Origin of the sequence: Streptomyces millisiae, from assembly GCF_031845425.1 — a bacterium.
Taxonomy (GTDB): Bacteria; Actinomycetota; Actinomycetes; order Streptomycetales; family Streptomycetaceae; genus Streptomyces; species Streptomyces millisiae.
This window is the reverse complement of sequence record NZ_JAVREM010000026.1, coordinates 10,969-31,118: the sequence shown is the minus strand read 5'-3', so window position 1 is coordinate 31,118 and position 20,150 is coordinate 10,969. Positions and strand designations below refer to the sequence as shown.

The window sequence follows — 20,150 nt, the reverse complement described above, 5'->3', positions numbered from 1 at the left end:
GCGGGGTCCTCTTCCTTGCTGGCGCCGGGTCGCGCCCCGTCGACGCTAGTCAGCGGGGCGCGCCCGTCCCAGTGGCGTTCCTGACGGGTTCCAACGGGATACCGCCAGCGGGCCGCGTCGTGGCTGGCGGTAGGTTCGAGGCGTGCACACGGTCGCCGTCCTCGCCCTCGACCAGGTCATCCCGTTCGACCTCGCCACCCCGATCGAGGTCTTCACCCGCACCCGGCTGCCGGGCGGCGGCCCCGGCTACCGGGTCCGGGTGTGCGCCGAGGCGCCGGAGGTGGACGCGGGCGCCTTCACGTTGCGGGCGCCCTGGGGTCTCGACCGGCTGGGGGAGGCGGACACGATCATCGTGCCCGGCACCGCGCGGCCCACCGCGGCGCTGACCCCGGCCGTCCGTGCCGCGCTGCGGGAGGCCGCGGCCGCCGGCACCCGCGTCGCCTCGATCTGCACCGGCACGTTCCCGCTGGCGGCGAGCGGGCTGCTGGACGGGTTGCGGGCGACCACCCACTGGCTCGCCGCCGAGTCGTTGGCCGCCGCCTTCCCCGAGGTCGAGGTCGACCCGAACGTGCTCTACACCGACAACGGGCGGATCCTGACCTCGGCGGGGGCCGCGGCCGGCCTCGACCTGTGCCTGCACCTGGTCCGCCGTGACCACGGCTCCGCGGTGGCCGCCGAGGCCGCGCGGCTCTCCGTGATGCCGTTGGAACGCGAGGGCGGGCAGGCGCAGTTCATCGCGCACGACCACGCCCCGGCGCCGGCCGGCTCGGCGCTGGAGCCGCTGCTGGAGTGGCTGCGGGAGAACCTGGCCAGGCCGGTCACGCTGGACGACATCGCCGCCCACGCCGGCATGTCGACGCGCACCCTGATCCGCCGGTTCCGCGAGCAGACCGGCACCACCCCGCTGCGCTGGCTGCACCACGCCCGGGTCCGCCGGGCCCAGCACCTGCTGGAGACCACGGATGACTCCGTGGAGCGCGTCGGCGCGCGCGTCGGTTTCGGCTCGGCCACCGCCTTCCGCGACCGCTTCAAGCGCACCACGGGGGTCAGCCCGCACGCCTACCGTCGGGCCTTCGGCGCCCGGGCGGGCGCGGTCAGCCCTTGAAGGCGCCGTCGAGGATCCCGGAGACCATGCGCCGGCCGACGAGGACGAACAGCACGATCAGCGGCAGGGTGGCGAGGAACGAGCCCGACATGGCCAGGCCCAGGTCGACGCTGAAGTTGTTCTGCAGGGCCTTGATGGCGATCTGCACGGTGTAGGTGTCGGGGGACTTGAGGACGACGAAGGGCCACAGGAAGTCGTTCCAGGCGGTGACGTAGCCGAAGAGCCCAAGCACGAAGGCGGCGGGGCGGACGATGGGGAAGGCGATCCGCCAGAAGATCTGCCAGCTGTTCGCGCCGTCGATCCTGGCCGCCTGCATCAGCTCGTCGCTGAGGGTGGTGGCCAGGTGCTGGCGCATCCAGAAGATGCCGAAGGCGCTGGCGAGTCCCGGCACGATCAGGGCCTGGAGGGTGTCCACCCAGCCGAGCTCGGAGATGATCAGGTACTGCGGGATGATCGCGAGCTGCGTCGGCACGGTCATGGTCAGCACCACGACCAGGAACAGCACGTCGCGGCCGCGGAACGCCAGTTTGGCGAAGGCGAAGCCGGCCAGGGCGCACAGCACGGCGTGCCCGACGCCGATGGTGCCGGCCACGATCACGCTGTTGGCGACCGACTTCAGGAACGGCACGGTGGTGAGGACGAGTTCGGCGAGGTGGAGGAAGTTGCCCCCGGGCACGACCTCGGGCGGCATCCGGGTGGCGGTGGCCGAGTCGGTGGTGGCGACCACGAACATCCAGTACAGCGGGAAGAGGCAGACGACGGCGGCCAGCGTGAGCAGCGCGTAGGTCCACCAGCGGACCCGGTCGACGGGGCGGCGCCGGCGGCCGGTGGGTGGGGGAGGGGACGGCGGGGTGCGGCGGGGCGTGGTCATCGCTTCTCCGGGCGGACGCGGGTGGTGAGGAGGTAGTTGACGAGGGCGATGCCGACGACCATCACGAACAGGGCCACGCCGATCGCGGCCGCGTAGCCGAACTGGAACATGCCGAAGCCCTGTTCGTAGAGGAAGAGGGTGAGCGTCTGGCACTCGCGGGTCGGCCCGCAGGTCAGCGGCGCGGCGCGGGAGACCAGCAGCGGCTCGGTGAAGATCTGCAGGCCGCCGATGGTCGAGGTGACGACGGTGAAGACGATGATCGGGCGCAGCGAGGGCACGGTGATGTGCCGGAACCGCTGCCAGCCGCCGGCGCCGTCGACGGCCGCCGCCTCGTAGGTCTCGCGGGGGATCGCCTGGAGCGAGGCGAGGTAGAGCAGGGTGGTGTAGCCGAACCAGCGCCAGGTGACCATGGCGGCGATCATCAGGTGGCTGCCCCAGCCGGACTGCACGAAGTCGACCGGGCCGAGCCCGACGAGGCCGAGCAGCCAGTTCAGCAGCCCGTAGTCGCGGTCGAACATCTGGGCGAAGACGATGGTGGTGGCGGCGACCGAGGTGATGTACGGCACCAGCATCGTCATGCGGAAGAAGACCGCCCAGCGGAGCCTGGCGTGGTGCAGCAGGTGCGCGAGCCCGAGCGCCAGCACCAGCTGCGGCACGGTGGACAGCAGCCAGATGCTCAGCGTGTTGCGCGCGGCGTTCCAGAACCGCGGGTCGTCGAGGAGACGGGTGAAGTTGTCGGTCCCGATGAAGACCTGGTCGCCGATCGGGTTCCAGTCGAACAGCGCCACATAGAAGGTGAACAGCAGCGGGAAGAGGCCGAACACCGCGAAGATCACGAAGAACGGGGCGATGTAGGCGTAGGGGGCGATCCGCTCGGCGATCCCCTGGCGGATCCTGGTCGGCGCCTTGGCGGCGGGCGCCGGGTTCCGGGAGGGGAGCGGGGCGGGCGTCGGGCTGAGGAGTGTGGTCACGGCTCTTCGCTTCCTGAAAGGTGGTCCTTCAGCGCCCGATGGCGATCCGGATGTTCTCCAGCGCCCGGTCCCAGGCCCCTTCCGGATCACCGCCGCCCTGCTCGACGTCGGTGATGGCGTTCAGGAACTCCTGGCCGATGGTGGAGCTGTCCCGGCCGATGGGGAACGGCCGCAGCCCGAGCAGCGAGTCGGTGTAGAGGCGGCCGACCGGGGCGTCGGAGAAGAACGGGTCGGTGTACGACGCCAGGCGCTCGTCGCCGTAGACCGAGGGCGTGGTGGGCAGCGCTCCCGAGTCGGTGAAGTGGTCCAGCTGGCCGGCCGGCGACTGGGTCTCCCGGATGTACTCCCAGGCGGCCTCGGGGTTCTCGGCGTTCGCCGGGATCGCCAGGTAGCTGCCGCCCCAGTTGCCGGCGCCGCCCGGGATGGTGGCCAGGTCCCAGGAGCCGGCGGTGTCCGGCGCGTTGGTGCGGATCGAGTTGAGCATCCAGGAGGGCGCGGCGAGCGCGGCGTAGTCGCCGTGCTGCATCCCGGCGCCCCAGCCCTCCGCGAACGAGCTCTGGCCCGCCGTGATGCCGGCCTCGACGGCCTCCAGGGCCAGGTCGAACGCCTCGCGCACCGGCGCGCTCTCCCGGTACACCGGCTCGCCGGCCTCGTCGTAGTACTTCATCGAACCCTGGTTGACGGCCTGGTAGAAGACGCTGGTGGCGGCGTTGTCGACGAACGCCGCGCCGGTGGCCGCCGTGTAGCGGCGCCCGACGTCGATGAAGTCCTCCCAGGTCGGCCACAGCGCCCCGACCTCCTCGCGGTCGGTGGGCAGTCCGGCGGCGGCGAACAGGTCCGTCCGGTAGGCGACGGCCAGGCCCCCGACGTCCGTCGGCACCCCGATCACGCTCCCGTCGGCGGCGGTCGACTGGGCGATCACCCAGTCCAGGTAGTCGCCCCTGATCCGGTCGGCGCCGAAGTCGCGCAGGTCGTGGAAGTTGTCCGGCTCCTCCACGAACCGCGGCAGGTCGTCGCCCTGGATCAGCACCAGGTCCGGGACCTTGCCGGCGGACAGCGCGGTGACGAGCGCCTGCGCCGTCTCCACGGAGCTGCCCACCTCGGTGAGCCGCACGTCGATCTCCGGGTGCGCCCGCTCGTAGTCGGCGACCGCGGCCGCCTGGTTGATCCCGGAGAACGACCAGAACTCGATGGGGCTGCCGTCGCCGCTGCCGGGATCCGAGCGGTTGGAACAGCCGACCGTGACCAGCAGGCCGAGGACCAGCGCGAGCGCCAGGCGCCTGGCGTCAGAGCTTCTGGGCAATGCTCTCGTCCCTTCGTGAGGGGGCGGCCGGGCGCGGGCCGCCGGGTCCGCTGCGTTCGGTCCCGCCCTCGAAATGTTCGAAGGCAGTGCCGTTAGACTTGCCGTCATGAGCTCGACCGCCAGGAGCACGCCCGTCGACAGCGCGGCGGGCCAGCCGCTGACCATCGCGCAGATCGCCAAGCGCGTCGGCGTCTCGGTGGCGACGGTCTCCAAGGTGGTCAACGGGCGGTCGGACGTGGCCCCGCGGACCCGCTCGCGGATCGAGAGCGTCATCCAGGAGCACGGCTACCGGCGGCAGAAGAAGTCCGCGAGCCCGGCGCCGCTGATCGACCTGCTCTTCCACGCCGTGGACGGCGGCTACGCCATCGAGATCTTCCAGGGCGTGCAGCGGGTGGCGGCCGAGCACGGCCTGGCCGTGGTCGTCTCCGAGCTGCGCGGGCGTCCGGCGGCGGGGCGCGAGTGGGTGGACGAGGTCCTGGTGCGCCGCCCGACCGGGGTGATCGCGGTGTTCTCCGGCGCCACCGGCGCCCAGGTCGACCAACTGCGGGTCCGCGGCATCCCGTTCGTCCTGCTCGACCCGACGGGGGAGCCCGACCACTCCTGGCCCTCGGTCGGCGCGGGCAACTGGAGCGGCGGCCTGACGGCCACCCGCCACCTGCTCGACCTCGGCCACCGGCGGGTGGCCGTCATCACCGGGCCAGAGGACGTGCTGTGCGGCCGGGCCCGGCTCGACGGGTTCCGCGCGGCGATGGACATGGCGGGCGTGCCGGTCGATCCCGAGCTGGTCAGGATCGGCGACTTCAGCCACGAGGCCGGGCTGCGCCACGGGCGCGAGCTGCTGCGGCTGCCCGAGCCGCCGACCGCCGTCTTCGCCGGCAACGACGGGCAGGCGCTCGGCCTCTACCGGGCGGCGGCCGAGGCCGGGCTCCGGGTGCCGGAGGACCTCAGCGTGGTCGGCTTCGACGATCTCTACCCGAGCCAGTGGGCCAACCCGCCGCTCACCACGGTGCGGCAGCCGCTGGCCACGATGGCGGCCACCGCCGCGACCATGGTGCTCGACCTGGCCGCGGGCCGGGAGCCGGCGCAGACCAGGGTCGAGCTGGCCACCGAGCTGGTCCTGCGGGGCAGCACCGCGCCGCCGGCGCAAGGCTAGGTCGTTCCCGAGCCGCATCGTTTCCCCCCTCCACGTCCGTTCGGCATGCCAGACGGCGTCTGGTCGGTGCGCCGAAGGTAGGAGACGGCCCGAGGGGCGTCAATGCTTTCGACAAAAAGTTCCGAATCGATCGGAGCGGCGGTCGGGGCGCCGGATCGCTTGACGAACAGTCAGGGCGTCTCTAGGTTCTGGCCCGAATTCCGAACCATGTTCGAGATATCGGATGGCCGTCTCGCCCCAGTCAAGGAGCCGCTCGCCCATGACCCCCGACCGACGAACCGTGCTCGCCTCCGCCGCCGTCGCCGGCCTCGCCGCCACCACCACCGGCCTCGCCACCCCGGCCGCCGCCGAAGGCCGCGGCGACGCCCAGCCGCGCCGCGAAACGTTCGGCCACCTGCCCGACGGCACCCGCGTCGACCGCTGGACCCTCGCCCGTGGCGGCACCCGCCTCGCCGTGCTCAGCTACGGCGGCATCGTCCAGCGTCTGGAGACCCCCGACCGGCACGGCAGGACCGCCAACGTCTCGCTCGGCTTCGCCACCCTGGAGCCCTACCTCACCGCCACCACCTACTTCGGCGCGCTGATCGGCCGCTACGGCAACCGCATCGCCGGCGGCCGCTTCACCCTCGACGGCACCACCCACCAACTCCCGCTCAACGACGGGCCCAACAGCCTGCACGGCGGGAACGCCGGCTTCGACAAGCGGGTCTGGGAGATCACCCCCGCCGGGCCCGCCGCCCTCACCCTGCACCGCGTCAGCCCCGACGGCGAGATGGGCTACCCGGGCACCCTCGACGTCACCGTCACCTACACCCTCACCGACGACGGCGACTTCCGCATCGACTACGCCGCCACCACCGACGCCCCCACCGTTGTCAACCTCACCAACCACACCTACTTCAACCTCGCCGGCGAGGGCACCGGCAGCATCCTCGACCACCGCCTGGAGATCGCCGCCGCCCGCTACACCCCCGTCGACGCGACCCTCATCCCCACCGGCGAACTCGCGTCCGTCTCCGGCACCCCCTTCGACTTCCGGCGCGGCAAGCCCGTCGGCCAGGACATCCGCCGCGGTCACCCCCAACTCGGCCACGGCAAGGGCTTCGACCACAACCTCGTGCTCGACAAGGGCGTCACCAGGCGCCCCGGCCACGCCGCCACCCTCCACCACCCCGCCTCGGGCCGCACCATGACCCTGGCCACCACCGAACCCGGCGTCCAGTTCTACAGCGGCAACTTCCTCGACGGCGCGCTCGTCGGCACCACCGGCAACGCCTACCGGCAGAGCGACGGCCTCTGCCTGGAGACCCAGCACTACCCCGACTCCCCGAACCAGCCGCACTTCCCCAGCACCGTGCTGCGCCCGGGGCAGACCTACCGCTCCAGCACCGTGCACGCCTTCACCACCCGCTGAGCCCGCCGAGGAGGAGACCCGACGATGCGCGGACCACGCACGCTCCCGGCCACGGCCCTGATCCTGGCCACCGCGGCCACCCTGGCGGCCGGGGCGTTACCCGGCGCCGGGGCCTCGGCCGCCCCGGCCCCCGACTACACGATCACGGTCGACCCCCGGCGCGCCGGCCCCGAGATCTCCGACACCATGTACGGCGTCTTCCTGGAGGACATCAACTTCGCCGCCGACGGCGGCCTCTACGCCGAACTGGTCCGCAACCGCTCCTTCGAGTTCGGCCCCCGGGACCACGCCTCCTACACCCCGCTGACCGCCTGGTCCGAGGTCGCCCGCGGCGACGCCACCGGCAGCGCCACCGTCGTCGACGACGCGGCCCGCCTCAACGAGACCAACCGCCAGTACCTCAGGCTCGACCTCGCGGGCGGCACCGAGCCCGGCGCGGGATACGGCGTCCGCAACGCCGGCTTCTTCACCGGCATGGAGATCACCGAGGGCGACTCCTACGACTTCTCGGTCTGGGCCCGCACCGACCAGCCCCAGGGCACCGAGCTCACCGTCACCCTCGACACCGCGGCCGGCACCCCGCTCGCCGCCGAACTGACCCGCGCCGTCCGGGGCGACACCTGGACGAAGTACACCGGCACCCTCACCGCCACCGCCTCCGCCCCCGACGGCGGGCTGACCGTGACGGCCGCCGGCGGCGGCACCGTGCGCCTCGACATGGTCTCCCTCTTCCCCCAGGACACCTTCCGCGGCCGGGAGAACGGCCTGCGCCGCGACCTCGCCGAGCGGATCGCCGCCCTGGAACCCGGCTTCCTGCGCTTCCCCGGCGGCTGCCTGGTCAACACCGGCAGCCACGAGGCGTACCAGGCGCCGAACTGGCCGCGCGAACGCTCCTACCAGTGGAAGGAGACCGTCGGCCCGGTCGAGGAACGCGCCGTCAACCACAACTTCTGGGGCTACAACCAGAGTTACGGCCTCGGCTACTTCGAGTACTTCCAGTTCGCGGAGGACGTCGGCGCCATGCCGCTGCCCGTCGTGCCCGCCCTGGTCACCGGCTGCGGCGAGAACCGGGCCACCGACGACCCGGAGCTGCTGGCCCGGCACATCCAGGACACCCTGGACCTCGTCGAGTTCGCCAACGGCCCGGCCGACTCCCCGTGGGGCTCGGTCCGCGCCGAGATGGGCCACCCCGAACCGTTCGGCCTCACCCACCTCGCGGTCGGCAACGAGGAGAACCTGCCCGAGGAGTACTTCGAGAACTTCCTCGCCTTCCGCGCCGCCATCGAGGCCGAGTACCCCGAGATCACCGTGATCGGCAACTCGGGACCGTCCGCCGGCGGCACCACCTTCGACCGGCTCTGGGACCTCAACCGCGAGGCCGACGTCGCGATGGTCGACGAGCACTACTACATGGCGCCCAACTGGTTCCTCAGCAACAACGAGCGCTACGACTCCTACGACCGCGCGGGACCCGACGTGTTCCTCGGCGAGTACGCCTCCCGCGACAACCGCTTCGCCAACGCCCTGGCCGAGGCCGCCTACATGACCGGACTCGAGCGCAACGCCGATGTCGTCCGCCTCGCCTCCTACGCCCCGCTGCTCGCCCACACCCAGGGCACCCAGTGGCGCCCCGACCTCATCTGGTTCGACAACGACGCCAGTTGGGGCTCCGCGAGCTACGAGGTGCAGCGGCTCTTCGCGACCAACACCGGCGACCGGGTGGTGCCGAGCCGCGCCACCACGACCCCCGGCCTCGGCGGCGACGTCGACGGCGCCGTCGGCCTGGCCACCTGGGCCACCAGCGCCGCCTACGACGACGTCACCGTCACCTCGGCGGACGGCGAGACGCTGCTGACCGACGACTTCTCCGGCGGCCTCGACCAGTGGTCGCCGAGCACCGGCGCCGGCACCTGGTCACTGGCGGACGGCGCCCTCGTCCAGGCCGACACCACCTCGACCGACAACATGCTGGTCGCCGGCGACCGGGACTGGGTGAACTACGACCTGGAGGTGACCGCGACCAAGCGCTCGGGCAGCGAGGGCTTCCTGATCGGCTTCGGCGTCCAGGGCACGGGCGACTACTACTGGTGGAACCTCGGCGGCTGGGGCAACACCCGCTCCGCCGTCGAACAGGCCGTCGGCGGCGCCAAGTCGGAGCTCGTCTCCGACGGCACCACCATCGAGACCGGCCGCGCCTACGACATCCGCGTCCAGGTGCGGGGCCGCGAGGTCACCCTCTTCCTGGACGGCGAGGAGTGGGGCAGCTTCACCGAGCCGACCCCCGAGCCCTTCCGCCAGGTCGTCACCCGGGACGCCGAGACCGGCGAGCTGATCATCAAGGTCGTCAACGCCCAGGCCGAGGAGGCCGTCACCGCCATCGACCTCGGCCGCCGCGCCAACGTCGGCCGCACCGCCCACGTCACCACGCTCACCGGCGACCCGGAGGCGGTCAACGGCGAGACCGAACGCCCCATCGCGCCCCGGGAGTCCACCTTCCGCGGCGTCGACCACCGGTTCACCTACACCTTCCCGCCCCACTCCGTCACCTTCCTGCGGGTGCCGACCCGCTGACCGCGGGCGCCGACGCGCCGGGGCCCGTGGGGGGCCCTGGCACAACCCCGAACACGGCTCCCCGGCACGCCACGGTCTTCCTAGTGGCGTGCCGGGGGAGCAGGGTGGAGCACGTACCACCAGACCCACCCACCTGCCACGCTGGAGAAACGTGCTGAACGTCAAGGCCTACGCCGCGACATCCCCCACCGGGCCCCTGGCCCCGACCACCATCGAGCGCCGGGACGTCGGCCCGCGCGACGTGCTGATCGAGATCAGGTACGCCGGCATCTGCCACTCCGACATCCACACCGTCCGCGGCGAGTGGGGTCCCGTGAGCTACCCGCTGGCGCCCGGCCACGAGATCGTCGGGATCGTCGCCGAGGTCGGCCCCGAGGTCACCCGGCACGCCGTCGGCGACCGGGTCGGCGTCGGCTGCATGGTCAACTCCTGCCGCGAGTGCGACGCCTGCCGCCGCGGCGAGGAGCAGTACTGCGCCAACGGCATGATCGGCACCTACGGCGCCGTGGACGTCGACGGCACCCTCACCCAGGGCGGCTACTCCACCCACGTCGTCGTCACCGAGGACTTCGTCGTCCGCGTCCCCGAGGCGCTGCCGCTCGACGCCGCCGCGCCGCTGCTGTGCGCCGGCATCACCACCTACTCGCCGCTGCGGCACTGGAAGGCCGGACCCGGCCGCCGGGTGGCCGTCGTCGGCCTCGGCGGGCTCGGGCACATGGCCGTCAAGCTCGCGCGCGCGATGGGCGCCGAGGTCACCGTGCTCTCGCAGTCGCTGAAGAAGCGCGACGACGGGCTGCGGCTCGGTGCCGACCACTACCACGCCACCGGCGACCCCGGCACCTTCGAGCGGCTCGCCGGCTCCTTCGACCTCATCGTCAACACGGTCAGCGCCGGCATCGACCTCGACGCCTACCTCTCGCTGCTCGCCGTCGACGGCACCCTCGTCAACGTCGGCGCTCCGGCCGAGCCGCTGTCGCTCAACGTGTTCTCGCTGCTGATGGCGCGCAAGTCGTTCGCCGGCTCGGCCATCGGCGGCATCCGGGAGACCCAGGAGATGCTGGACTTCTGCGCCGAGCACGGCATCGGCGCCGAGGTGGAGGTCATACCGGCCGAGAAGATCAACGAGGCCTACGAGCGGGTCCTCGCCTCCGACGTGCGGTACCGGTTCGTGATCGACGTCTCGACGCTGAACTGAACCGCCACCTCCCGCCCCGTGCGGAGCGGCGCCCCCGGGCGCTCCGCACGGGGCGCGGCGCTGTCCGGGCCCGGGGGTGAACTCCCGGGCGGGCGTGCGTTGTTGGCCGAGGCTTCAACCGGCGGACACGCGTCGCGCCGGCCCGCGTCACCGGGGTTCCCCAATCATGGTCTGGGCATGACAATGTCGACGGGATCCGCTGGGCGCAGACCGGGAGGACGCATGAGGAAGAGAGCGCACATCCGCAGGGCCGCCCTCGTCATCGGCGGCGCGCTGGCGCTGGTCGTCGGCCTGCCCGGCATCGCGCTCGCCGACCCGCCGCGGGCGCTGCCGGCCAACGCCGACGCGCTGGAGCGCACCTTCCAGCCGGCCTACGACTACGACACCGACGGCTGCTACCCCACCCCCGCCATCGGCCCGGACGGCGCCCTGAACGGCGGCCTCAACCCCAGCGGCGCCCTCAACGGCCAGTGCCGCGACGCCTGGGACCTGGACAACACCAACGGCTACGCCCGCACCAGGTGCGACGGGGAGTGGTGCGCCGTGATGTACGCGCTCTACTTCGAGAAGGACCAGGCGGTGGCGGGCAGTGGCCTCGGCGGCCACCGGCACGACTGGGAGCACGTCGTCGTCTGGGTGCGGAACGACCAGGCGCAGTACGTCGCCACCTCGGCCCACGGCGACTTCGACATATACCGCGCCGACCAGATCCGCTGGGACGGCACCCACCCCAAGATCGTCTACCACAAGGACGGCGTCAGCACCCACTGCTTCCGCCCCGCGAACGCCAACGATGAGCCGCCGGAGAACCACGAGGGGACCTGGCAGTACCCGCCGCTGGTCGGCTGGAACGGCTACCCGGCCGGGCTGCGCGACCGGCTGAGCCAGGCGGACTTCGGCTCCGCCACCTTCGGGCTGAGGGACGCGAGCTTCGCCTCCCACCTGGACCGCGCCCTGCCCGCCGGGGTGCCGTTCGACCCCTACTCCTGAGCGACTCCTGAGCGCGGCGCCCGGCCCGCCGGAACGCCCCGGCGGTTGCGTACAGTGGGGTCAGGCACAAGAAGTAACCGACCCCGACCCGTGGGAGCCACCATGCCGACCTCTCAGCCCACCGAGACCCCGGAGCACGTGGAAGAGGTGGAAACCATGGCGGAGGCGCCGGCGGAGGCGCCCGGGCTCATCGTCCTCGGCTCCGACGCCGGCCCGGTCTGCGTGGACGGGGTGTGCCAGCTGTGAGCACCCTCCGCGTGGACGTGTGGTCGGACGTCGTCTGCCCCTGGTGCTTCATAGGCAAGCGCCGCCTGGAGACCGCCCTCGCCTCCTTCGAGCACGCCGACGACGTCGAGGTGCGCTGGCACAGCTTCCAGCTCGACCCCTCCCACCCCGTGGGCGTCCGCGAGCCCACCTTCGACGTGCTGGCCAGGAAGACCGGCGGCTCGCCGGCGCAGGTGCGCGAGATGACCCAGCGGGTCACCGACCTGGCCACCGCCGAGGGACTGACGTACCGGCTGGACCGCGCCGTGTCGGTCAACACTCTCGACGCGCACCGGCTCGCCCACCTCGGCGCCGCCCACGGCCTCGGCGACCGGACCCACGAGCGGCTGCTCGCCGCGCACCTCGGCGAGGGCGAGGTCGTCGACGACCACGAGACGCTGGTGCGGCTCGGCGTCGAGGTCGGCCTGCCGGAGGACGAGATCCGCCAGACCCTGGCCGGCGACGCCTACGCGGCCGAGGTGCGGGCCGACTTCGCCGAGGCCAGGCGGCTCGGCATCAGCGGCGTGCCGTTCTTCGTGCTGGACGGCAGGTACGGGGTGTCGGGCGCCCAGCCCACCGAGACCTTCGCCGCCGCGCTCCGGCAGGCCTACGAGGGCGCCACCGCCGGCCGCTGACGCGGCGCCGGGTCGGCGCCCCTCACCACAGGAGCAGCACGGTGATCGCGGTCAGCGCGAGCACCGCGACGAGCACGGGGCCGAGCGGGGCGCCGTGGTCGGCGGCCCGTGCGTCGTGCTCGGGCCGCAGCTCCGGGTGGCGCAGCAGCGCGCGGATCTCCTCGACCGCCCGGGCGGCGCGTGGCTGGTGGCCGAGACGGCGCTCCAGCCAGGCGAATCCGGTGAAGGCGAGCGACACCGGCTCGGCGCCGCCGACGCCGAAGCGGATGTCGTCGCCCTCGTGCCGCACGGTGGTCAGCCGCTCCCACGGGATGTGCCGCACCCGCCAGCCGCCGGCCAGCCACAGGCCCCGACGGTCCGCGGTGATCCGCCAGTTGAGGGCGGTGGCGCTGGTGCCGAGGGCGGCCGGCAGGCCGAGCAGCAGCAGCCAGTGCGGGGCCGGATCGCCGGAGCCGAGGGTGCTCACCAGGCCGAGCTGGGCGAGGAGCAGACCGAGGCCGACGAACCGCGAGACGGCGCCGGCCGACCAGCTCAGCGGCTCGGTGTTCGGCCCGAGCCTGGCCGCGGCGGCCTCCACGGCCGCGCCGGCGGTGGGGTCGGCCGCCACGGCCCGGCGTCGGGAGCGGCGGGGGCGCGGCTCGGGCGCGGGCCGCGGCGCCGGAGGCCGCGCCGCCCTGACCGGCGAGGTGGAGCACTCAAGCACCGGCTCGCCGAAGACGACGGCGAGCAGGGCGAGTTCGCCGCCCGGCCGGGGCGCGCCGTAGAGCACTGCCTCGCGCAGCGGCGACGGCTCGTCGGCGTCGCGCAGCGCGCCGAGGGCCGCGTCGAGCGCGGCCCTGGCGGCCGACCTCTCGTCCTCGGCCGGCTCCGCGCCCCCGTCCGCTTCCTCGTCCGCGTCGTCGAGTGCGGCCAACGAGTCGAAGGAGAGGACCGGCCGGTCGCCGGCCGGGTCGTCGACCGGGTGCACCACCGTGCGGCCCCGGTGGTCCTCGGCCACCAGCACCCGCAGGGTCGGCAGCGGCGCCGAGCGCAGCGACTGGGCGCGGCGCCGGCCGTCCAGGCCGTTGGCGAGGAAGCCGACGCCCGGCACGCCGAGCAGCAGCATCAGGAACTGCCAGCCGGCCGCGTCGTAGGGCTCGGCGACCAGACGCAGCCAGTCGCCGTCGACCAGCACCGCGATCTCGCCGCCCACCGGGTAGTCCTCCGCGTAGGCGCCGACGGTCCTCGGCTCCTCCTCGCCGGGCAGCGCGAGGGAGATCTCGTCCTCGCCCCGCCGGGTGACCTCGGCGCTGACCACGGTGGCCCGGGCGGCGCGCGCCTCGAAGTCGGAGACGCCGCGCGCGCCCTGCCAGGCCGCGAGGGTCGCGCCGGCGAGCAGCAGCGAGCCGACGGCGAGCGAGAAGGTGCCGCGGTTGAACGCGGCGGCGGCCGGCGGCAGCGGGTGTCGCGCGGGTCCCGCCGCGTCCAGGGCGAGCCGGCGCTGCGCGTGGTGCGCGGCCCGCCGGTGGCCCGCGCTCGCCAGCGCGAAGCCGGCGGCCAGCAGCACCGCGAGCCGGCCGACGTCCTCGGCCGCGCCGAGCGCCGAGTCGGCCAGCAGGCAGAGGGCGGTGGTCGGGCCCAGGGTCAGCAGGGCGAGGCCCGGCAGCCGCCAGACCCAGTAGAGCTGGAGCAGCGCGAGGCCCGCGAGCAGCGCCCCCGACCACTCGGGGCCGCAGGGTGCCGCCTCCGAGCAGACCGGGGCCGGCGAGACGGCGAGCGCGAGGACGCCGGCGACCAGCAGCGCGCCCACGGCCCACCAGGGCCGGGACCAGCGGGCGGGCCCCGCCGCGAGCCAGCGGTGCGCGTCGGCGGAGCGCCAGTCACGGGTGCCGCCCGGTATCCGGTCGGGCGGCAGCGGAACGATCTCGCGTTCGATCACCCGTGCATTATGGGGGGCCGGTTTGCGAGGGCCCCTCACCGCCGGCTGCGCGCCCGCACCTCCTCCGGGCTCAGGTACGCCTCGGTCTGCTCGAACTCGCGCACGGTGCCCGAGTGTTCGCCGAGGAAGCCGATCCGCACGAAGTCGTCGCCGACCGCCGCGTTGAGCAGCCAGTTGGCGCCGGTGCGGAAGCGGGCGGCGCTGGTCGGCAGCGTCGCGAGGTGGTAGCCGCGGGCCACCAACTGGGCGGGGAATCCTGTGAGTTGGATGCCGAAAGGCTTGGAGACCGCCTCCCGCCCGCCGAGGTCGACGACCAGGCCGAGGTCGCGGTGGCGGTAGGGCGTCATCGGGCGGCCGCGCAGCCGCGCCACCAGGTTCTCGGCCGCGTGCCGGCCCTGCCGGGTGGCGTGCTGCGCGGTGGGCGCGCAGACCGCGCCGTCGCCCCTGGCCAGGTCGGGCACCGCGGCGGCGTCGCCGAGGGCCAGCACCCGGTCGAGGCCGGGCACCGTGAAGTCGGGGTTGGCGGCGATCCGGCCGCGCACGGTCTCGCAGCCGAGCGAGTCGACCAGGGGGCTGGCGGCCACGCCGGCCGTCCAGATCAGGGTGTGCGAGGCCAGCGTGCGGCCGTCGGTGAGGGTGACCGAGTCGGGGCTGACGGACTGCACCGTGGTGCCGAGCGAGATGTGCACCCCGCGTTCGCGCAGCAGCCGCAGCGCCTCGGCGCCGAGCCGCTCGCCCAGCTCGGGCAGCAGCGTGGGGGCGACGTCGAGCAGGTGCCAGCGGATCAGGTCCGCGTTGAGCCGCGGGTAGTAGCGGCGGGCGGCGGCCGCGGTGAGGCGCTGGAGCCCGGCCAGCGTCTCGGTGCCGGCGTAGCCGCCGCCGACCACCACGAACTGGAGCCGGGCGGCCCGCTCCGCCTCGTCCAGGGTGGCGGCCGCCAGGTCGAGTTGGGCGATCACGTGGTCGCGCAGGAAGGCCGCCTGCGCCAGCGTCTTCATGCCGCGGGCCTGCTCGCGGAGGCCGGGGATGTCGAAGGAGCGGGTGACGCTGCCGGGGCTCAGCACCAGGTGGTCGTAGGAGAGGTCGAGGGTGCGGCCGTTGATGGTGCGGACCACGCAGACCTGGGACCTCGGGTCGACGCCGAGCGCCCGCCCCGGCACCAGGTCGGTGCGGCGCAGCAGCCGGCGCAGCGAGGGCGCCACCGACTGGGGGGTGACGACGCCGGCCGCGACGTGCGGCAGCAGCGGCAGGTAGAGCTGGTAGTCGGTGGGGGAGACCAGGGTGATGCGGGCCTCTTCCGGGCGCAGCCGGCGTTCGAGGCGGCGGGCGCACTCCACCCCGGCGAAGCCGCCGCCGACGATCACGATGCTGGTTCGGTCGTTCGGTGTACCCATGGCTGGTTCCCTCTGCGACGGTTGCCGGCGCGATCGGCCTTGGGGCCCATCGGCTCAGCCCAGGCTTACACGGGATGCCGGGGCTCGCCAGCGCAGCGCCGCCGGACGGCGGGCGTCGGCAACCATCGGCGCCTCGGCGGCCACTAGTGGGTGACATTGCACCCCACCCCCCAACAGAGAGGAACGCGCATGCCACGACGCACGCGCGCCCTGGTCCGCCGCTTATGGCGGTCCGGCCTGGTCGCGGCGCTGACCATGGTGGTCGCCGCGGTGTACGCCAGCCCGTCGGCCGCCGCGAACCGGCAGGCGGCCGCCGAGGTGGCGGCCGAACAGGCGGCGGCCGACGACTGGACCCCGCCCGCCAACCTGGCCCAGGGCCTGGACGAGGTCTGGCGGCACGTGGAGAGCACCTACGGCAACCTCTACGGCTTCCGTAACTACGGCTGGGACCAGCTGATGGCCAACGGCGGCCGGCTCCAGTACTGCGTCCGCTGGGAGTCCAACACGCCGGTGACCGCGCAGCTGCGCGACCAGATCAACGCGTCCATCCAGCGGCAGTGGACCAAGTGGTTCGACGGCCTGCGCGGCTGGGGCAACTTCCCCTACGCCCAGGTTCCGGTGCAGGTCGTCGGCTGGGCCGCCCGCGACCGCTCGCTGCTGCAGTGGAACGACAACTCGGTCGACCTCTACATCGGGAACCTGGACAGCGGTGGCGCCCCGCGCTGTGCCCCCGAGTGCGACCGCTTCCACCACCAGGACGGCAACTACTCACGCTGTCCCGGCGGCGCGGCACGCCACTTCGACCAGTCGCTGTGGCTGACCGACGGCTTCGGCGGCGGCGCCGGCGGGGACTGGGGCCAGCGGATGGGCCGCGAGTACTACCTGGGCGCCGTCAACCAGGACAACATCCATATATTGCTCCACGAGATGGGGCACACCCTGGGGCTCGACGACTTCTACGACTGGACGCCCACGGGCGTCGGCGGCTTCCTGATGAAGGCCGGCACGGCCAGCCAGATCACCGAGTTCGACCGTTGGATGGCCAGGGACTTCTGGCGCCATCTGCGGAGCCGCTACGGTCTGTGACTCCCGCGGCTCAGGCCCGCGCGGCGCCGTGCCTGGCCTGGTGACGGCGGGCCTTGACCCGGTTGCCGCAGCGGGCCATCGAGCACCAACGGCGGTTGTGCGCCGGGGAGCGGTCGAGGAAGCGCAGCGCGCAGCGCTCGCCGCCGCAGACCCGCACCCGGCGCACGGCCGGTGTCAGCACCAGGTCGATCGCGTCCTGGGCCACCAGGCCCAGGGCGGCGGCCGGGTCGCCGACCTCCCGCGTGGCACTGCCCGGCGTCAACTCGCCATCGGCGACGACGAGTTGACGCACGGGGGCGGGCGCGGCCGTGCCCGCCTCGTTGATCACCTCGACGTCCACGGGGGCCGGCAGCCGGCCGTCCCGCACGGTCAGCACCGTGCGGTCGATCGCCTCCCGCAGCCGGTGCGCGGTGGTCAACAACCCCTCCTCGGCCGCCGGGGGCCCGGCGGGCGGGCCCGGGGCGGCGAGCAGCCCGGCGCCCGCCAGCCAGCCGACCAGCTCCGGCGGGGCCGGCAGGGTCTCGCGGGGCGAACACCCCCGGTCGAGCAGCGTGTTGACGAAGTCGAGGCAGACCCTGCCCCCGTCCCTGATCCAGCTGTCCCCGGCCACCATGGCTCCATTCTGCCGGGCGCGCCACGGGAGTTGACGGGGGCCGGACGGCGCAGGGGGCGCATCCCGCCGTCCGGCCCCCTTCGGTGTGCGTGGCCGGGGCGAAGGCACACCTGAACGCCTCGGCCGCGTACACGTTCTGGGATGGGGAAAGGGAAGGTAAAGCGTGCGGTTGTGAAACAGATCACGCGTCCCGGGGCGCCCGTTGGGTGAGGCACTCTCGTACTCTGGGTCTCCAGGATCCTGTAGACGAAATGCAATCGGGAGGGGCGTCGGGATGCTGTCCAAGGGTCTGACGCAGGGCACCGTGCCCCGGCTCGAGCGGCCGGGCCCGCTGCGCGAGCGGGTGTACGAGACCCTGCTCGAGCTCATCACGTCCCGCGCCCTCCGCCCCGGACAGCACCTGGTGGAGAGCGAGTTGGCCACCCACCTCGGCGTGAGCCGGCAGCCCGTGCGCGAGGCGCTGCAGCGGCTCAGCACCGAGGGGTGGGTCGATCTGCGGCCGGCGCAGGGCGCGTTCGTGCACGAGCCCACAGACGAGGAGGCAGACCAGCTGCTCACCGTCCGCACCCTGCTGGAGGCCGAGGCCGCCCGGCTGGCCGCCGGGCGGGCCGACGCCGAGGGCATCGCCGGCCTCGAGGAGCTGTGCGACCGTGGCGAGGCCGCCGCCCGCGCGGAGGACGTGGAGCGCGTCATCGAGCTCAACACCCGTTTCCACGCCTCCGTGTTGGAGATGGCGGCCAACGCCGTGCTGGCCGAGCTGATCGGTCAGGTGGGCCGCCGGGTGCGCTGGTACTACTCGCCCGTCGCGCGGCAGCGCGGCATGGCGTCCTGGATCGAGCACCGCGAGCTCATCGCCGCCCTCAGGGACGGTGACGGCGAGCGCGCCACCCGCATCATGCGCCAGCACACCGAGCACACCCGGCGTTCCTACCATGAGCTCAGGCCCTCCTGACCTCCCTGTGCACGGGCTTGGCGAGCCCGACGGCCGGTTCCGAAGCCGGTTCCGTCAGCGTCTCCGCCTCCATGTCCCGGCTGATGGGCTGTGGGTTGGGCGCGACCTTGCGCGGCCCCTCCCGGCCCGGCTGTCGGAGGAAGAAGGAGAGTCCGGCGGAGAACAGGCCGATGGCGCCGGCCAGGACGAACGCGCCCTCGTAGTCCCACGCCGCGACCACGACCGCGCCCATGCCGGAGCCGAGCAGGCCGCTGACCAGCTTCGAGCTGTACACCATCCCGTAGTTGGTGGCGTTGTGGTTCTCACCGAAGAAGTCCGCGGTCATCGCGGCGAACAGCGGGAAGATCGCGCCGCCACCGAATCCGGAGATCATCGAGAAGAACAGGAACAGCGGCATGTTGCCGATGGATCCCGACCACAGCACGCCGAACTGCGCCATGCCGAGCACCACACAGACGAACGTCAGGGTCTGGCGCCGGCCGTAGAGGTCGGATATCCAGCCGATGACGCCGCGTCCGGTGCCGTTGACGATGGCCTTCAGCGACATCGCGGTGGCCACGATCCCGCCCGCGAAGCCCATGTCGTCGCCGAACGGCACCTGGAAGGCGATGCCGAAGATGTTCACGCCCGCCGTGCAGAGCAGGCAGAACCACATCAGGTACAGCACCGGAGTGCGCCTGGCCTCCGCCGGGGTGTACTGCCGCACCGCCGGCGGGTTCTTCTGCAGCGCCCGGGCGGTCCTGGCGTCGGTGTGCTTCTGCAGCGGGTCGACGTGCGCCGGCCACCAGTTCTTCGGCGGGTCCTTGAAGAACAGCCCGGAGATGCCCACCACCAGCAGCGCGTACACGCCGACCCAGTCGAGCACCACGGTGTAGTTGTCCGTGTCCATGTAGGACGTGAAGAGGAACACGAAGGGCACCGCGCCGTAGGCGAATCCGCCGTTGACGAAGCCGGTCTTGCCACCCTTCCGTTCCGGATACCACTTGCCCACCATGTTCACGCTGGTCGCGTAGACGAAGCCGGCACCGGTACCGCCGAAGAACCCGAAGCCCAGGTAGGCCCAGAACACGTTGGGCGCGTGGCTCAGCGCCAGGAAGCCGAGGAAGGCGCCGAGCGCCCCCAGCAGCATGGCGGAGCGGGCCGACAGCTTCTCGCTCTCGCGCCACTGCCCCACCGGGAAGGCCACCGCCGCCTGGAAGAACACCCAGACGCTCAGCAGCCAGAAGATGTTGGTCGAGGACCAACCGTGCGCGTCGTGCAGCGTTTCCTCGGCCGCGCCGAAGGCGTACTCGCAGATGCTGATGCCCATCATCGCGATCCACGGCAGCAGCACCATCGTCCATCGTGGCCGGCCCATGATGTCCCGGTCGGTCTCGCCGACCCGGTAGACCCGCCCGTTGGCGTCCGTCACTTCGCGGAATCGCGCCGTCGCCGGCGCGTTCGCTGTGGTCATAACGTTTCCCTCGCGTCCGAAGAGTCTGGTCAGCGCCCCCTGTCCGGTTCTCTTCGCCACCGGCTCCCCCGCGCGTGGGGCGCGCGGGGGACCGGTGTGCTGAGGTGGTGCGGGGGCCTGCCTGACGATTCGCGGTGGATCAGCGAGCGGCGGATGGCGCCCGCCTGGCAAGGCGCCCCACGCGGCGGAGCCGCATTTCGATAGCAGCGCGGCTCGTACTTGGCCGTACTCGCGCGCAGCATCGATATGCCGCTCCGCGGCG

General features: G+C 73.0%; 17 protein-coding genes. 10 read left to right on the top strand and 7 right to left on the bottom strand.

What is annotated here, in order from left to right; translation table 11 throughout:
- Positions 1 to 142 precede the first annotated feature (142 nt).
- A complete protein-coding gene (locus tag RNC47_RS19745; protein WP_311600533.1) occupies positions 143 to 1,105 on the top strand; it encodes a GlxA family transcriptional regulator in 963 nt (320 codons plus the stop codon).
- Here RNC47_RS19745 and RNC47_RS19740 read toward each other — a convergent pair.
- Genes RNC47_RS19740 through RNC47_RS19730 form a run of 3 tightly spaced genes read right to left on the bottom strand, consistent with a single transcriptional unit; the run spans position 1,095 to position 4,250 of the window.
- Positions 1,095 to 1,976, bottom strand: a complete 882-nt coding sequence (locus tag RNC47_RS19740; protein ID WP_311600532.1) for a carbohydrate ABC transporter permease — start codon at positions 1,974 to 1,976, stop codon at positions 1,095 to 1,097. The two genes, RNC47_RS19745 and RNC47_RS19740, sit on opposite strands and share 11 nt — an antisense overlap.
- Positions 1,973 to 2,947 (bottom strand): carbohydrate ABC transporter permease, encoded by a 975-nt coding sequence (locus tag RNC47_RS19735; protein ID WP_311600530.1) that lies wholly within the window; start codon positions 2,945 to 2,947, stop codon positions 1,973 to 1,975. The genes RNC47_RS19740 and RNC47_RS19735 overlap by 4 nt, the downstream gene beginning before the upstream one ends.
- 28 nt (positions 2,948 to 2,975) lie before the next feature.
- The gene (locus tag RNC47_RS19730) at positions 2,976 to 4,250 is read right to left on the bottom strand and encodes an ABC transporter substrate-binding protein (RefSeq protein WP_311600528.1); all 1,275 of its coding nucleotides are present in this window, start codon (positions 4,248 to 4,250) and stop codon (positions 2,976 to 2,978) included.
- Positions 4,251 to 4,356: 106 nt separating this feature from the next.
- On the opposite strand from RNC47_RS19730, the gene RNC47_RS19725 reads away from it, so the two are divergent.
- The 7 genes from RNC47_RS19725 to RNC47_RS19695 all read left to right on the top strand — a co-directional run bounded on the left by RNC47_RS19725 (position 4,357) and on the right by RNC47_RS19695 (position 12,472).
- On the top strand, positions 4,357 to 5,403 hold the full coding sequence (locus RNC47_RS19725) for a LacI family DNA-binding transcriptional regulator (protein WP_311600526.1): 1,047 nt from the start codon (positions 4,357 to 4,359) through the stop codon (positions 5,401 to 5,403).
- A gap of 259 nt (positions 5,404 to 5,662) precedes the next feature.
- A complete protein-coding gene (locus RNC47_RS19720; RefSeq protein ID WP_311600525.1) occupies positions 5,663 to 6,817 on the top strand; it encodes an aldose epimerase family protein in 1,155 nt (384 codons plus the stop codon).
- A gap of 24 nt (positions 6,818 to 6,841) precedes the next feature.
- The gene (locus tag RNC47_RS19715) at positions 6,842 to 9,388 is read left to right on the top strand and encodes an alpha-L-arabinofuranosidase C-terminal domain-containing protein (protein ID WP_311600523.1); all 2,547 of its coding nucleotides are present in this window, start codon (positions 6,842 to 6,844) and stop codon (positions 9,386 to 9,388) included.
- A 151-nt stretch (positions 9,389 to 9,539) separates the two neighbouring features.
- Complete coding sequence (locus RNC47_RS19710; protein ID WP_311600521.1) at positions 9,540 to 10,583, top strand: NAD(P)-dependent alcohol dehydrogenase; 1,044 nt, start codon at positions 9,540 to 9,542, stop codon at positions 10,581 to 10,583.
- A 222-nt stretch (positions 10,584 to 10,805) separates the two neighbouring features.
- Positions 10,806 to 11,573 carry an NPP1 family protein gene (locus tag RNC47_RS19705; protein ID WP_311600519.1) on the top strand — a complete coding sequence of 256 codons (768 nt, stop codon included), beginning with the start codon at positions 10,806 to 10,808 and terminating at the stop codon, positions 11,571 to 11,573.
- A 102-nt stretch (positions 11,574 to 11,675) separates the two neighbouring features.
- Positions 11,676 to 11,819 carry a hypothetical protein gene (locus RNC47_RS19700; protein ID WP_311600517.1) on the top strand — a complete coding sequence of 48 codons (144 nt, stop codon included), beginning with the start codon at positions 11,676 to 11,678 and terminating at the stop codon, positions 11,817 to 11,819.
- Positions 11,816 to 12,472 carry a DsbA family oxidoreductase gene (locus tag RNC47_RS19695; protein ID WP_311600515.1) on the top strand — a complete coding sequence of 219 codons (657 nt, stop codon included), beginning with the start codon at positions 11,816 to 11,818 and terminating at the stop codon, positions 12,470 to 12,472. Before RNC47_RS19700 ends, RNC47_RS19695 begins: the two co-directional genes overlap by 4 nt.
- Before the next feature lie 22 nt (positions 12,473 to 12,494).
- On the opposite strand, the gene RNC47_RS19690 is transcribed toward RNC47_RS19695, so the two are convergent.
- Together RNC47_RS19690 and RNC47_RS19685 are read right to left on the bottom strand one after the other, a co-directional pair.
- On the bottom strand, positions 12,495 to 14,390 hold the full coding sequence (locus RNC47_RS19690; RefSeq protein WP_311600513.1) for a hypothetical protein: 1,896 nt from the start codon (positions 14,388 to 14,390) through the stop codon (positions 12,495 to 12,497).
- Between the two features lie 35 nt (positions 14,391 to 14,425).
- Complete coding sequence (locus RNC47_RS19685; protein WP_311600511.1) at positions 14,426 to 15,784, bottom strand: NAD(P)/FAD-dependent oxidoreductase; 1,359 nt, start codon at positions 15,782 to 15,784, stop codon at positions 14,426 to 14,428.
- Between the two features lie 189 nt (positions 15,785 to 15,973).
- Between RNC47_RS19685 and RNC47_RS19680 the strand changes: the two genes are divergently transcribed.
- Positions 15,974 to 16,870 carry a hypothetical protein gene (locus RNC47_RS19680; protein WP_311600509.1) on the top strand — a complete coding sequence of 299 codons (897 nt, stop codon included), beginning with the start codon at positions 15,974 to 15,976 and terminating at the stop codon, positions 16,868 to 16,870.
- A gap of 10 nt (positions 16,871 to 16,880) precedes the next feature.
- Here RNC47_RS19680 and RNC47_RS19675 read toward each other — a convergent pair whose 3' ends face one another.
- Positions 16,881 to 17,483, bottom strand: a complete 603-nt coding sequence (locus RNC47_RS19675) for a CGNR zinc finger domain-containing protein (RefSeq protein WP_311600507.1) — start codon at positions 17,481 to 17,483, stop codon at positions 16,881 to 16,883.
- A 274-nt stretch (positions 17,484 to 17,757) separates the two neighbouring features.
- Between RNC47_RS19675 and RNC47_RS19670 the strand changes: the two genes are divergently transcribed.
- Positions 17,758 to 18,435, top strand: a complete 678-nt coding sequence (locus RNC47_RS19670; protein ID WP_311600505.1) for a GntR family transcriptional regulator — start codon at positions 17,758 to 17,760, stop codon at positions 18,433 to 18,435.
- Here the strand turns inward: RNC47_RS19670 and RNC47_RS19665 are convergent.
- Positions 18,422 to 19,888 carry an OFA family MFS transporter gene (locus RNC47_RS19665; RefSeq protein ID WP_311600503.1) on the bottom strand — a complete coding sequence of 489 codons (1,467 nt, stop codon included), beginning with the start codon at positions 19,886 to 19,888 and terminating at the stop codon, positions 18,422 to 18,424. The two genes, RNC47_RS19670 and RNC47_RS19665, sit on opposite strands and share 14 nt — an antisense overlap.
- Positions 19,889 to 20,150: the final 262 nt, after the last annotated feature.